Source organism: Azospirillum griseum, from assembly GCF_003966125.1.
In the GTDB taxonomy this organism is placed as follows: domain Bacteria; phylum Pseudomonadota; class Alphaproteobacteria; order Azospirillales; family Azospirillaceae; genus Azospirillum; species Azospirillum griseum.
Genome location: NZ_RXMA01000005.1, coordinates 59,260 through 72,584, shown reverse-complemented (window position 1 = coordinate 72,584; position 13,325 = coordinate 59,260). Strand labels below are relative to the sequence as shown.

At 67.7% G+C, this 13,325-nt stretch carries 11 protein-coding genes; 7 read left to right on the top strand and 4 right to left on the bottom strand.

Annotated features, from left to right (window positions below; genetic code table 11):
* Window positions 1-300: 300 nt before the first annotated feature.
* The 7 genes from EJ903_RS07375 to phoB all read left to right on the top strand — a co-directional run bounded on the left by EJ903_RS07375 (window position 301) and on the right by phoB (window position 9,980).
* On the top strand, window positions 301-2,565 hold the full coding sequence (locus tag EJ903_RS07375) for an NADP-dependent malic enzyme (protein WP_126613664.1): 2,265 nt from the start codon (window positions 301-303) through the stop codon (window positions 2,563-2,565).
* A gap of 185 nt (window positions 2,566-2,750) precedes the next feature.
* Entirely contained in the window at window positions 2,751-4,289 is a 1,539-nt protein-coding gene (locus EJ903_RS07370; RefSeq protein ID WP_126613662.1) for an ATP-binding protein, read from the top strand.
* A 236-nt stretch (window positions 4,290-4,525) separates the two neighbouring features.
* Window positions 4,526-5,557 (top strand): PstS family phosphate ABC transporter substrate-binding protein, encoded by a 1,032-nt coding sequence (locus EJ903_RS07365; RefSeq protein WP_126613971.1) that lies wholly within the window; start codon window positions 4,526-4,528, stop codon window positions 5,555-5,557.
* 91 nt (window positions 5,558-5,648) lie between these two features.
* Window positions 5,649-7,031: a phosphate ABC transporter permease subunit PstC gene (gene pstC, locus EJ903_RS07360; protein ID WP_126613660.1), complete on the top strand. Its 1,383-nt coding sequence runs from the start codon at window positions 5,649-5,651 to the stop codon at window positions 7,029-7,031.
* A 25-nt stretch (window positions 7,032-7,056) separates the two neighbouring features.
* On the top strand, window positions 7,057-8,322 hold the full coding sequence (gene pstA, locus EJ903_RS07355) for a phosphate ABC transporter permease PstA (RefSeq protein ID WP_246015309.1): 1,266 nt from the start codon (window positions 7,057-7,059) through the stop codon (window positions 8,320-8,322).
* Window positions 8,323-8,325: 3 nt separating this feature from the next.
* Window positions 8,326-9,144 (top strand): phosphate ABC transporter ATP-binding protein PstB, encoded by an 819-nt coding sequence (gene pstB, locus EJ903_RS07350; protein WP_126613656.1) that lies wholly within the window; start codon window positions 8,326-8,328, stop codon window positions 9,142-9,144.
* A gap of 131 nt (window positions 9,145-9,275) precedes the next feature.
* The gene (gene phoB, locus EJ903_RS07345) at window positions 9,276-9,980 is read left to right on the top strand and encodes a phosphate regulon transcriptional regulator PhoB (RefSeq protein WP_126613969.1); all 705 of its coding nucleotides are present in this window, start codon (window positions 9,276-9,278) and stop codon (window positions 9,978-9,980) included.
* Window positions 9,981-10,063: 83 nt separating this feature from the next.
* On the opposite strand, the gene EJ903_RS07340 is transcribed toward phoB, so the two are convergent.
* From EJ903_RS07340 to EJ903_RS07325, 4 genes are read right to left on the bottom strand one after another with little or no spacing between them, the layout of a single operon-like run.
* A complete protein-coding gene (locus tag EJ903_RS07340; protein ID WP_126613654.1) occupies window positions 10,064-10,795 on the bottom strand; it encodes an SAM hydrolase/SAM-dependent halogenase family protein in 732 nt (243 codons plus the stop codon).
* 42 nt (window positions 10,796-10,837) lie between these two features.
* Window positions 10,838-12,271 carry a c-type cytochrome biogenesis protein CcmI gene (gene ccmI, locus EJ903_RS07335; RefSeq protein ID WP_126613652.1) on the bottom strand — a complete coding sequence of 478 codons (1,434 nt, stop codon included), beginning with the start codon at window positions 12,269-12,271 and terminating at the stop codon, window positions 10,838-10,840.
* The gene (locus tag EJ903_RS07330; protein WP_126613650.1) at window positions 12,271-12,783 is read right to left on the bottom strand and encodes a cytochrome c-type biogenesis protein; all 513 of its coding nucleotides are present in this window, start codon (window positions 12,781-12,783) and stop codon (window positions 12,271-12,273) included. The genes ccmI and EJ903_RS07330 overlap by 1 nt, the downstream gene beginning before the upstream one ends.
* The gene (locus EJ903_RS07325) at window positions 12,780-13,313 is read right to left on the bottom strand and encodes a DsbE family thiol:disulfide interchange protein (RefSeq protein WP_126613649.1); all 534 of its coding nucleotides are present in this window, start codon (window positions 13,311-13,313) and stop codon (window positions 12,780-12,782) included. Before EJ903_RS07325 ends, EJ903_RS07330 begins: the two co-directional genes overlap by 4 nt.
* Between the last annotated feature and the right edge of the window lie 12 nt (window positions 13,314-13,325).

Genomic DNA, 13,325 nt, shown 5'->3' with positions numbered 1-13,325 from the left:
CTACCCACGCGCGGCCGTTCGACCAAATCGGGGCCTATCGGGGGAGCCATGCGGCAAACGCGCGCTGGAATGGCAAGGGCAGAGGCGTCGCTTGTTGCCGTCCTATGACGTCTTATGTCGCGGAAGCCGTCTTTTTTGCATTTTTCGTGCGGGAAACGTCAAAGTGGGCTTGGCGAGGCTGCGGTGGCAAGGCTAACATCGTTGCCCCACCGTCGGCAGCGCGACCCAACGGCGCACAACCGCAGAAGGTCCAATGACGACCGACGGACGCCAGCTCTTCCGTTGAGGAACACGACACCCATGTCTGACAACAAGCGCGTCACCGACGAAGAAGCCCTGCTGCTGCATTCCAGCGGGCGGCCCGGAAAGCTGGAGATCACGGCGACCAAGCCGTTGACGACGCAGCGCGACCTTGCGCTGGCCTATTCGCCCGGCGTGGCGGTTCCCTGCCTGCGCATCGCCGACGATCCGTCGCTGGCCTACGACTACACGGCCAAGGGCAATCTGGTCGCCATCATCTCCAACGGCACGGCGGTGCTGGGTCTGGGCGATCTGGGCGCGCTGGCGGGCAAGCCGGTGATGGAAGGCAAGGCGGTGCTGTTCAAGCGCTTCGCCGACGTGGACGGCATCGACCTGGAGGTTGATACCCGCGACGTGGACGAGTTCGTCAACTGCGTCCGCTTCCTCGGCCCGACCTTTGGCGGCATCAATCTGGAAGACATCAAGGCCCCCGACTGCTTCATCATCGAAGAGCGGCTGCGCGAGCTTCTCGACATTCCGGTGTTTCACGACGACCAGCATGGGACGGCGATCATCGCCGCCGCCGGTCTGATCAACGCCTGCGACATCACCGGGCGGAACATCAAGGACGTCAAGATGGTGGTGAACGGGGCGGGTGCGGCGGGCATCGCCTGCGCCGAACTGTTCTGCACCGTCGGCGTTTCACGTGAAAACATCATCCTGTGCGACACCAAGGGCGTGGTCTATCGCGGCCGCACCGAAGGGATGAATCAGTGGAAGTCGGCCTTCGCCGTCGACACCGACCGCCGCACGTTGGTGGAGGCGGTGGCCGGGGCGGACGTCTTCGTCGGCTTGTCGGCCAAGGGGGCGATGACCCAGGAGATGGTCAAGTCGATGGCGGCCAAGCCGATCATCTTCGCGCTGGCCAACCCCGACCCGGAAATCACCCCGGAGGAGGTCAAGGCGGTGCGCAGCGACGCCATCGTCGCCACCGGCCGGTCCGACTACCCCAACCAGGTCAACAATGTCCTGGGCTTCCCCTATCTGTTCCGGGGCGCGCTCGACGTCCGCGCCACCACCATCAACGAGGCGATGAAGGTCGCCGCCGCCAAGGCCATTGCCGCCCTGGCGCGCGAGGATGTCCCGGACGAGGTGGACGCCGCCTATTCCGGCCGCCGCCTGCGCTATGGCGCGGACTACATCATCCCGGTCCCGTTCGACCCGCGTTTGATCGTGACCATCCCCGCCGCCGTCGCCCAGGCCGCGATGGAATCCGGGGTGGCGCGCAAGCCGATCGTCGATCTGTCGGCCTACCGCCACACCCTGCGCACCCGCCTGGATCCGACCGCCGACAGCCTGGAACTGATCCTGGAAAAAGTGCGGACCAACCCGCGCCGCGTCGTCTTCGCCGAGGGTGAGGAGGAGCGGACGATCCGCGCCGCCATGGCCTTCCGCAACGCGGGCTATGGGACCCCGGTGCTGATCGGGCGGGAAGAGGTGATCAAGGAGCAGCTCACCGCGATGGGTCAACCGAACGTCACGTTCGAGGTCCACAACGCCCGCCTGTCCGACGCCAACCGCCGCTACAGCGATCACCTCTACCGCCGTTTGCAGCGCAAGGGCGCGCTGCTGCGCGACTGCCAGCGGATGGTCAACCAGGACCGCAACGTGTTCGCCGCCTGCATGGTGGCGCAGGGCGACGCGCACGCCATGGTCACGGGCCTGACCCGCAGCTTTGGCGTGGCCTTTGAAGAGGTGCGCCGGGTCATCGACCCCAAGGCCAACGAGCCGGTGTTCGGCCTGCACCTGTTCATCACCCGCAACCGCACCGTCTTCATCGCCGACACCACCGTGCATGTCCGCCCGGACGGCGCCACCCTGGCCGACATCGCCGTGGGCGCGGCGGCCAAGGCGCGGCAGATGGGGCATGAGCCGCGCGTGGCGCTGCTGTCCTTCTCCAACTTCGGCCAGACGCCGCACCCGAACACCGACCCGATCCGCGAGGCCGTGGGCATCCTCGACAAGCGGCGCGTCGATTTCGAGTATGACGGCGAAATGTCCGCCGATGTGGCGCTGGACTACCAGTTGATGAAGCGGGTCTACCCGTTCGCCCGTCTGTCAGGTCCGGCCAACGTCCTCATCATGCCGGGTCTGCATTCGGCCAACATCTCCGCCAAGCTGATGAACAAGATGGCGGGCGGCCAGATGATCGGCCCGCTGCTGATCGGTTTGGAAAAGCCCGCGCAGATCGTCAGCATGGGGTCGTCGGTCAACGACATCGTGACCGCCGCCGCGCTGGCGGCCCACGATTCGCTGCCCTGGTGAAGAGGCAGCGTGTGAGGTGACACCGGGGCCGCGTGCCGGGGGTGGTTGACGCAACCCCCCGGCGGCGGCCCCGATCACCCCGACCCTCTCTGCGTCCGTTAATCTTTTGTGACCGCTGCGCGGGTCGCGTTGGGATGGTGTAGAACGGCGCATCCCCTGTCCTGCCCACAACGCACCGGTCTGCCATGCGCCTGAAGGCGATGCCGCCCCTTCGATTGATGATCGCCGTTGGCCTGATGCTGGCCCCGCTTGTGGTGGCGCTGGCGGCGGCGGTGCATTCCGAAGCGCTGTCCTCCGGCGTGGCCGCCCTGGTCGGCCTGCTGCCGCTGCTGGGGGCCGGCTTGGCCCTTCGCCTGCACCAGCGCGAGGCCGCCGCCGTGGCCGACTACGCCGCGCAATTGAGCCACAGCGGCAGCCCCACCCCGCCCACCGGCGCGCCGGTGGCCTTGGGCGGCCTGATCGCGGCGGTGGCCCGCCTGCACCGGGTCGCCGCCCGGCGGACGGAAAGCGTCCAGGCTCAGTTGGACGCCAACGACTCCATTCTCGACGCGCTGCCCAGCCCGCTGCTGGTGATGGACGCCGCGCGGCAGGTGACGCGGGCCAATCTGATGGCGCGCGATCTGTTCGGCGACAAGGTGCTGGGCCGCGATCTGGCCGCCACCCTGCGCACCCCGGCGGTGCTGGAGGCGGTGGACGCCGTGCTGGGCGGCGGGGCGACGCGCGTGTTCGAATTCACCCTGCCGGTTCCGGTCGAACGCACCTTCGAAGCCCAGGTGAAGCCCTTTCAACGCACCCTGCCCGCCGCCGATCCGCTGGCCGATCCGGTGGCCGACTCCGCGAACGATGGGCTGTCGGTCCCCGCTCCGGTTCCGCAGACCATCCGCATGGCGATCCTGACCCTGCACGACGTCACCGCCGCCCGGCGGTCGGAGCAGATGCGCGCCGACTTCATCGCCAACGCCAGCCACGAACTGCGCACGCCGCTGTCGTCGCTGCTGGGCTTCATCGAGACGCTGCGCGGCCCGGCGCGCGACGATCCCGAGGCGCAGGACCGCTTTCTGGCCATCATGCACGATCAGGCCAGCCGGATGAGCCGTCTGGTGAACGACCTGCTGTCGCTGTCGCGCATCGAGCTGGACGAACACATGCTGCCCAACGGGCGGGTCGATGTGCTTGATGAGTTGGAGAACGTCATCGCCGCGTTGGAGCTGAAGGCGGCGGAACGCCGGATCCGGCTGATCCTGGACGCGCCCGACAGCGTGCCGCGCGTGGCCGGTGACGACGACCAGTTGACGCAAGTCTTCCAGAATCTGGTCAGCAACGCGATCAAATACACCCGCGAGGACAGCGACGTGACCGTTCAGGTCACGGTCGTCGATGGGGCGGCGGTCGGTTTTGCCGGGCTGCCCGCTTCGGGGCGGCGGGGCGGGCGCGGCGGGGCGCGGATGGTGGCAGTGGCGGTGCGCGACCAGGGCGAAGGGATCGCCCGCACCCATTTGCCCCGCCTGACCGAACGCTTCTACCGGGTGGACGCCGCGCGGTCGCGCGCCATGGGCGGGACCGGCCTGGGTCTGGCCATCGTCAAGCACATCGTCAACCGCCATCGCGGCCGCCTGACCATCGAAAGCGAGGTCGGGGTCGGCAGCGCCTTCACCGTTTATCTTCCGGCGACCGACGAGTCCCTTGGCGCGGCGGACTCCGCCGCGCGCCGCAAGGCGGGGTGACGGCACCGGTGGGGCAAACCTCTGCCATTGTGGCATGCCCCGCATCCCGCCCGCGCACGGTGTCACCAAACTGTCATAAATCCGTAATCATTGCGTCTCCCTCCCCGACTAAGGTCCCGGCAATCGCGGATGGGGTCCTGATCCCCGCTTCCGCAAGCGGGGCAAGGCCAGCGGGCCGCGCTCGCGATCCATCGGTTCCATCGGAGGGATTTCCCGTGAACACCAGCAAGCACCTGATGACCGCAGCGGCGGCTGTGGCTCTGTCCGTCGCCGTCCTTGGCGCCACCACCGGCGCGCAGGCGCAGTCGCGTGACCAGATCCGCGCCGTCGGCTCGTCCACGGTGTTCCCCTTCACCACCGCCGTCGCCGAAGCCTTTGGCAAGGCTGGCAAGTTCAAGACCCCGGTCATCGAATCCACCGGCACCGGCGGCGGGCTGAAGCTGTTCTGCGCGGGTGTCGGCCCGGCGCACCCGGACATCGCCAACGCCTCGCGCCGCATCAAGAAGTCGGAAGTCGAGCAGTGCGCCGCCAACGGCGTCACCCAGATCACCGAGCTGAAGATCGGCTATGATGGCATCGCGCTGGCCTACTCCAAGAAGGCCCCGGACGTCGCCCTGACCACCGCCGTGATCTGGAAGGCGCTGGCCAAGGAAGTGCCGGTCAACGGCAAGATGGTCGCCAACCCCTACAAGAAGTGGTCGGACATCGACGCCAAGCTGCCGAACGAAGAGATCGAGGTCATCGGCCCGCCCCCGACCTCCGGCACCCGCGACACCTTCAACGAGCTGGCCATGCTCGAAGGCTGCAAGAAGGTGCCGGAAGTCAAGGCCGCCATCGCCGACGAAAAGGCCCGTGAAAAGGCCTGCATGACCATCCGCGAAGACGGTGGCTATGTCGAAGCCGGTGAGAACGACAACCTGATCGTTCAGAAGCTGAACGCCAACCCCGGCGCGTTCGGCGTGTTCGGCTACAGCTACATCGACCAGAACCGCGACAAGCTGAAGTCGGCCAAGATGGACGGCGTCGATCTGACCGCCGAGAACGTCGCCGCCGGCAAGTATGAGCTGTCGCGTCCGCTGTTCGTCTATGTGAAGAACGCGCACGCGGGCGTCATCCCCGGCATCCGCGAGTTCATCGCCGAATACACCGCCGAGCGCGCTGTGGGCGACGATGGCTATCTGGTCGACAAGGGCCTGATCCCCGAGCCGAAGGACGCCCGCGAGGCGGCCCGCACCTCGGCGATCAACCTGACGCCGCTCCAGCTCTGACCCTCAAGCGACGCGCGGGCGGCGGCTCTGATCGGGGCCGCCGCTGCGCGCGTCCGCGTGGGCGCATTGGCCCCTCACCCGGCGGTTCCGCATGCAGATCACCGTTCTAGTCCTCATCCTGGCTTTGCTCACCGTGTCCGGTTTCCAGATGGGCCGGTCGCGTGCGGTCGCCTCCGTCGGCGGTCGCCTGGTTGAGCTTCACTCGGTCCCCTCCTATCACGGCTTCTACGTCGCCTTGTGGGCCGGTCTGCCTGCGCTGTTCCTGTTCGCCCTGTGGACGGCGTCGGAAGGCTGGCTCATCATGCGCATGGTGATGTCGGCCCTGCCCGACCGCCTGGTCGCGGGCGATCCCCAGACGCTGAACCTGCTGAAGGCCGACATCCTCAACATCGCGCACGGCATTTCGACCGGCCGCGATGTGGATCCGGCGGTGACGGCGGCGGCGGCCCATTACAACAGCCTGCGCGCGATCAGCGACTGGAGTCTGCTGGCCATCGGGGCCAGCCTCGCGGTGGCCGGTCTGGCCTATGGCCGTCAGTGCATCAGCCCCGACCTGCGCGCCCGCAACCGGGTGGAACGGGTCGTCAACATCGGGTTGGTGATCTGCTCGATGGTTGCCATCCTGACCACCATCGGCATCGTCCTGTCGCTGCTGTTCGAAGCGCTGCGCTTCTTCTCCGTCGTGTCGCCGATCGATTTCCTGCTGGGGACCCACTGGAGTCCGCAGATGGCGATGCGCGCCGATCAGGTCGGTTCGTCCGGCTCCTTCGGTGTCATCCCGCTGTTCACCGGCACGCTGCTCATCACCGCCATCGCCATGATCGTGGCGGTTCCGGTCGGGCTGATGTCGGCGATCTACATGTCGGAATACGCCAACCCGAACGTGCGCACCTGGCTGAAGCCGATTTTGGAAATTCTCGCGGGCATCCCGACGGTCGTCTACGGCTTCTTCGCCGCGCTGACCATGGCCCCGTTCGTCCGTTCCATCGGCCACAGCATCGGGTTGGATGTCAGCTCCGAATCGGCGCTGTCGGCGGGCATCGTCATGGGCGTGATGATCATCCCCTTCGTCAGCTCGCTGTCGGACGACGTCATCAACGCCGTGCCGCAAGCGCTGCGCGATGGCTCCTATGGCCTGGGGGCGACCAAGTCGGAAACCATCCGCCAAGTGGTGATCCCCGCCGCCCTGCCCGGCATCGTCGCCGCCATCATGCTGGCGGTCAGCCGCGCGATTGGCGAAACCATGATCGTCACCATGGCCTCGGGCCTGACCGCCAACCTGACGGCCAACCCGCTGGACGCCGTGACCACGGTGACGACGCAGATCGCCACCCTGCTGGTCGGCGACCAGGAATTCGACAGCCCCAAGACGCTGTCGGCCTTCGGCCTCGGTCTGGTGCTGTTCGTTGTCACGCTCTCCCTCAACATGGTCGCCCTGCGGGTGGTCCAGAAGTATCGAGAGAAATATGACTGATCTCGTGCAACAGGATACGCGGGCCATGACCGTCACGGCTTCCAAATCCCATTACCAGAGCGAGGAGTTCGCCCGTCGGCTGCGCGGTCGCTACGCCGCCGAGCGCAACTTCAAGATCGCGGGCATCGCGGCCCTGGCGCTGGCGTCGATGATGCTGGTGGTGCTGCTGACCTCCATCGTCTCCAAGGGCTACACCGCCTTCCAACAGGCGCAGGTGCGGCTTGAGGTGACGTTGGACAAGGCGATGGTGGAGGAGCGGAACTACACCGCCATTCTCCGCCAGGCGCTCTACGCCCAGTTCCCGCAGATCACCGACCGCACCGGCAAGCGCACGCTGAACGAGCTTCTGTCGTCCGGCGCGCCCTATGAGCTGGAGGCGCTGGTCAAGCAGAACCCGGCCATCGTCGGCACCACCCAAACCGTCTGGGTGCGCGCGGACGACGAGGTGGACCAGTTCGTGAAGGGCAACTTCCCGCGCACCGCGCCGGAATCCGAACGCCGCCTGAACGACGCCAAGATCGCCGCCATCGACGCGATGACCGCCAAGGGCACGCTGGTCCAGGCCTTCAACACCACCCTGTTTTCGGCGGGCGACAGCCGCGAGGCCGAACAGGCGGGCATCTGGGGGGCCATCGTCGGCTCCATGCTGACGCTGATGGTGACGATGCTGCTGTCGGTGCCGATCGGCGTCGCGGCGGCGGTCTATCTGGAAGAGTTCGCGCCGAAGAACAAATGGACCGACCTGATCGAGGTCAACATCAACAACCTCGCCGCCGTGCCGTCGATCATCTTCGGTCTGCTGGGCCTGGCGGTGTTCCTGGGCTTCTTCGGTCTGCCGCGTTCGGCCCCGCTGGTCGGCGGTCTGGTGATGGCGCTGATGACCCTGCCGGTCATCATCATCTCGGCCCGCGTCGCCCTGAAATCGGTGCCGCCGTCGATCCGCGAAGCCGCGCTGGGCATCGGCGCGTCGCCCCTGCAAACGGTGACGCACCATGTGTTGCCGCTGGCGATGCCGGGCATCCTGACCGGTACCATCATCGGCATGGCCCGCGCGCTGGGCGAAACCGCGCCGCTGCTGATGATCGGCATGGTCGCCTTCATCGTTGACATTCCTCACGGCCTGACCGACAGCGCGACCGTGTTGCCGGTGCAGATTTACATGTGGGCCGACAGCCCCGAGCGTGCCTTCACCGAACGCACCTCGGCGGCGATCATGATCCTGCTGGGCTTCCTGATCCTGATGAACGGGTTGGCCGTTTTCCTGCGCAAGAAATTCGAGAGGCGGTGGTAAGCCATGAGCGTCCAGACCCAGATCCACACCAAGCCGCAAGCCGCCGCGCGCACCGCTCCGGCCGTGCCGAACAAGATGGTGGCCCGCGACGTCAAGGTGTTCTACGGCGCCAAGCAGGCGTTGAAGGGCATCAACGTCGAGATCCAGGAGAACAAGGTGTTGGCGCTGATCGGCCCGTCGGGCTGCGGCAAATCCACCTTCCTGCGCTGTCTGAACCGGATGAACGACACCATCGAGAATTGCCGGGTCGAAGGCCTGATCGCGCTCGACGGTGAGGACATCTACGGCAAGGGCATCGACGCCGTGCAGCTCCGCGCCCGCGTCGGCATGGTGTTCCAGAAGCCGAACCCCTTCCCCAAGTCGATCTACGACAACATCGCCTATGGCCCGCGCATCCACGGCATGGCCACGGGTCGTGAAGAGTTGGACGAGGTCGTCGAGAAGTCGTTGCAGCGCGCCGGCCTGTGGAACGAGGTCAAGGACCGCCTGCGCGAGCCGGGGACCGGCCTGTCGGGTGGCCAGCAGCAGCGCCTTTGCATCGCCCGCGCCATCGCGGTCAGCCCGGAAGTCATCCTGATGGACGAGCCGTGCTCCGCGCTCGACCCCATCGCGACGGCCCACATCGAAGAGCTGATCGACGAGCTGCGCGAGAACTTCACCATCGTCATCGTCACCCACAACATGCAGCAGGCGGCCCGCGTGTCCCAAAAGACCGCGTTCTTCCACCTGGGCGACATGGTGGAGTGCGACGACACCGAGGAAATCTTCACCAACCCGCGCGACGAGCGCACCCAGGGCTACATCACCGGCCGTTACGGCTGATCGGGTGAAGGGTCGCCCCCTTCCCCCGGAGTTGGGGAGGGGGCGTGTCAGGTTGGCGTGACCGCCGAGCAATGTTGAAGGAAGCGAAGATGCTGGGTAACGTCGAAGCGCGCGCAGTGAACGGAGCCACCATGAACGCGGCGCTGAAGCCGCTCGTCCTGATCGTCGAGGACGAGGCCGACATCGTCACCTTGCTGAAGTACAACCTGGAAAAGGATGGCTTCCGCGTCGTGACCGCCACCGATGGGGAGGAGGCCCTCCTCCTGGCCGGTGAGCAGACCCCGCACATCGTGTTGCTGGATTGGATGCTGCCGCTGATGAGCGGGCTGGAGGTCTGTCGCCAGCTTCGCCGCAACAGCAAGACCCGCGACATCCCGATCATCATGCTGACCGCGCGCGGGGAGGAAGGCGACCGCGTGCGCGGCCTGAATTCCGGGGCCGACGATTACATCACCAAGCCCTTTTCGCCGACGGAGCTGGTGGCCCGCATGCGCGCGGTGCTGCGCCGCGCCTCGCCCGGCATGACCGACGAGACGCTGCAATTCGCCGACGTCACCATGGATCTGGCGGCCCACCGGGTGCGCCGCAACGGGCGCGACATCCATCTCGGCCCGACCGAATTCCGCCTGCTGCGCCACTTCATGCAGCATCCGGGGCGCGTCTTCTCGCGCGAACAGCTTCTTGATCTGGTGTGGGGGCACGACGTGTATGTCGAACCGCGCACCGTGGACGTCCACATCCGCCGCCTGCGCAAGGCGATGAACGAGGACACCGAACTGGATCTGATCCGCACCGTGCGGTCGGCGGGCTACGCGCTCGACACCAAATCGATCTGAATCGATCTGGGTCGCCTTCCCCCCTCCAGTCATGGCGGGGATGGAGAGGAATGCCAAAGGGGACGCCGCTGCGTCCCCTTTTTTCATGCCTGCTTCACCGTGATCGTGTCGCCGACGGACAGCCCCCAATCGCGGTCGGCCCGACCGGCGTGGACGGCGATTTCGGCCAGGCCGTTGGCGTTCTCGTACCACAGCGCCTCCCCGCGCGGCGCGTCGGCGAAGGTGCGGTGGCGGCGCGCCACCCGGTCGCCCGCCCGCAGGATCGCGGTGCTGGGCAGGGTCGCCGCGCGCAGACCGGTCATGGCGTTGCCATAGACATCGACATAGACGATGCGGCTGAGGTCGTCCGGCCAATTGGGGCGGTCGAGGGCGACGGGATCGAGCGCCGTGCGCGTCACCGTCTGCCCGGTCGCCAAGCGGGCGGTCACCGGGGCGAACAGATCCCGTCCGTGGAAGCTGGCCGACAGACGGTCGGGCCGCCAATCGATCCGCCACGCCCGCCGGGTGGCCGCGCGCCGGACCACCTGGGCGAACAGCCCGTTGTCGGGGCCGACGAACCACCGCCCATCCGCCTCGACGATCACGGGCGCGCGGTCGGTGCCCACACCGGGATCGACCACGCACAGGAACAGGCTGCCGACCGGCAGGGCGGGGGCATAGGCGGCCAGAAGATAGGCCGACAGCGTGGGGTCAAAGGCCGGTGCGTCGGCGAACAGGTCGATCACCGGCACGCCGGGGGCCTGTTGCGTCAACACCGCCTTGACCTGTCCGGTGTAGGGACCGGACAGGCCGAAATCGGTGAACAGCAGGATCATGACGGCAGTGTACCGCGCTCACCGCCGGGTGGGAACGGCCTGTCAGCCGCCCGCCTTCAACGCGTCCAAACGCGCCTTCAACAGCGTGTGTTCGGGGTCGCCGGGCTTGAACTGGGCGATCAGGCGGCCCCAGAACTCCTCCACCTCGGCCTTGCGGCCGGTGGTCATGGCGTCCAGACCCAACAGCCACAGGGCGTCGCGGTTGGTTGCGTCAACCGCCAACGCTTGACGCAAGGCGGCCGTCACCTCGCCGGGCATCGGGGCGGGGGTGTCGCTGCGCGGGATGCCTTGCAGGATTGCCCCGGCGTAGGCGACCAGCACATCCGGGCGGTTGGGCGCGCGCTCCTTGGCCTTGGTCGCGGCCTCCAGCGCCTTGGCCCGTTCGCCGAGCACGCCGTAGGAGCGGATCAGCTTCAGCCAGCCGTCGATGTCCGACGGGTCGGCCTCCAGCTTGCTGGCGAGGTTGGCGACCATGCCCCGGATCATCTGGTCACGCTCATCGGGGCTGGGCTGCCCGGCTTGCGGTGGGGTGGTTTGCGGGAGGGTGTTTGGCCCCTGGTCGGCCTGGGCCGTCGGCGTTTCGGGCGGCAGCGGCTCCGGCGTGACGGCGGCGGGGTCGAGCTTCAGGGCGATGGCCGCCTCGCGGATCTGGTCGCGCAGGACCGGAACCCACGGGGCGTTGGCCGGGGAATCGGCCATCAGGGCACGCCAGCGGTCCAGCGCCGTGCGCTGGTCGCCCGCCTGATAGCGGGCCAGGGCGGCGAAGAAGCGGGCGCGGGCGTCCTTGGGATCCTTGGTCAGCACGCGGTCGAAGGCGACGCGCGCCTCCTCCGGCACCGCGCCGTCGTTGGCGTCGGTCGCCACCTCCCCGAACAGGCCGAGCAGTTCGACATCGTCGGGGCTGAGGGCGGCGGCGCGGCGCAGGGCGTCCACCGCTTCCGCCGGGCGGTTCATCTTGACATAGGCCTGGCCGAGGATGGTCCAGCCCTGCGGGTCGTTCGGGTTCTCGGCGAGCTGCTTTTTCAGCGACTCCACGGCGGCGAGCACCGATTGCGGCGGGCCGCCCCGCTCCTTGGCCAGATCGCGGGCGGCGAGCGGCTGGGCCGGAACCTCCGGCCGTCCCAACAGGGCGTAGACCGTCACTGCCCCGACCGGGACCAGCAGCGCCAACAGCAGGGCAAGCGCGCGGGCGGTGCGTGGGGCGGTGGGGCGGTGGGGGACGGCGGGCTGGGCGCTGGCGGCGCTGTCGCTGTCGGCCAGCATGCGCCGGGCGATTTCCGCCTTGGCCGCTTCGGCCTGCGCGTCGTTGATGAGACCGCGCGCGCGGTCGCGCTCCACCTCGTCCAGCTGGTCGCGGTAGACCTCCTGGTCGTACTGGGCGCGGGTGGCGACCGGAGGGGCGGCGCGGAACAGCGGCCACAGGATCAGCAGAAGGGCCGCCGCCGTCATCGCGGCGGCGAAAATCCAGAACAGCATCAGAGATCGTCTTTCCGCAGCAGCGCGTCCAAACGGCGGCGCTCGTCCTCGGTCAGGGGGGCGGTGTCGGCCTCCGCCGTCGCGCCGCGCCGCCCGCGCAGGAACAGCGCGGTCGCCAGCCCGCCCAGCAGCAGGATGGCGAAGGGGGCGACCCACAACACCAGCGTCGTCGCCTTGAAGGGCGGGCGCAACAGCACGTAATCGCCGTAGCGGTCGGTGACATAGGTCATCACGCCCGCGTCGCTGTCACCGGCCTTCAGCCGTTCGCGCACCAGCACGCGCAGATCGCGGGCCAAGGGGGCGTTGCTGTCGTCGATGGATTGGTTTTGGCAGACCAGGCAGCGCAAATCCTTGCTGATGTCCCGCGCGCGGGCCTCCAGCGCCGGATCGGCCAGCACCTCGTCGGGTTGAACGGCCCAGGCCGGTCCCACCGGTAAGACCAACGATGTCAGGGCCAGCGGCGTCAGACCCAGCGCCAGCGACAGGGCGCACGCGCGCGCAATCGTTCTCATCCCTGCCTCAGATGCTTGACCAGGGGGAGGATCTGCTCCTCCACCACCTGCGGGGTGAGCGGGCCGACATGCTTGAAGCGGATGCGGCCCTGGCGGTCGATCAGGAAGCTTTCCGGCACGCCATACACACCCCAGTCGATCGACACCCGCCCGTCCAGATCCACGCCGATGCTGGCGTAGGGATCGCCGTTGCGGGTCAACCAGGCCAACGCGTCCTCCGCCTTGTCCTTGTGGTTGATGGCGCGCACGGTCACGCCCTGTTCGCGGGCCAGCCGGGTGATGACCGGGTGTTCCGCCTTGCAGGGGATGCACCAGGAGGCAAAGACGTTGACCAGCGTCACATCGCCGGTCAGCCGGGCCGACGACAGCCCTTCCGTCCGTCCCGGCAGCGGCGGCAGGGAGAAGGACGGGACCGGCTTGTCGATCAGCACCGACGGGATGTCGCGCGGATCCCGCTCGAACCCCAGGTAAAAGGCCACGCCAACGCCGACGAACAGCAGGAAGGGCAGCAGATAGAGCACGCGGCGCATGGGAATGCGTCT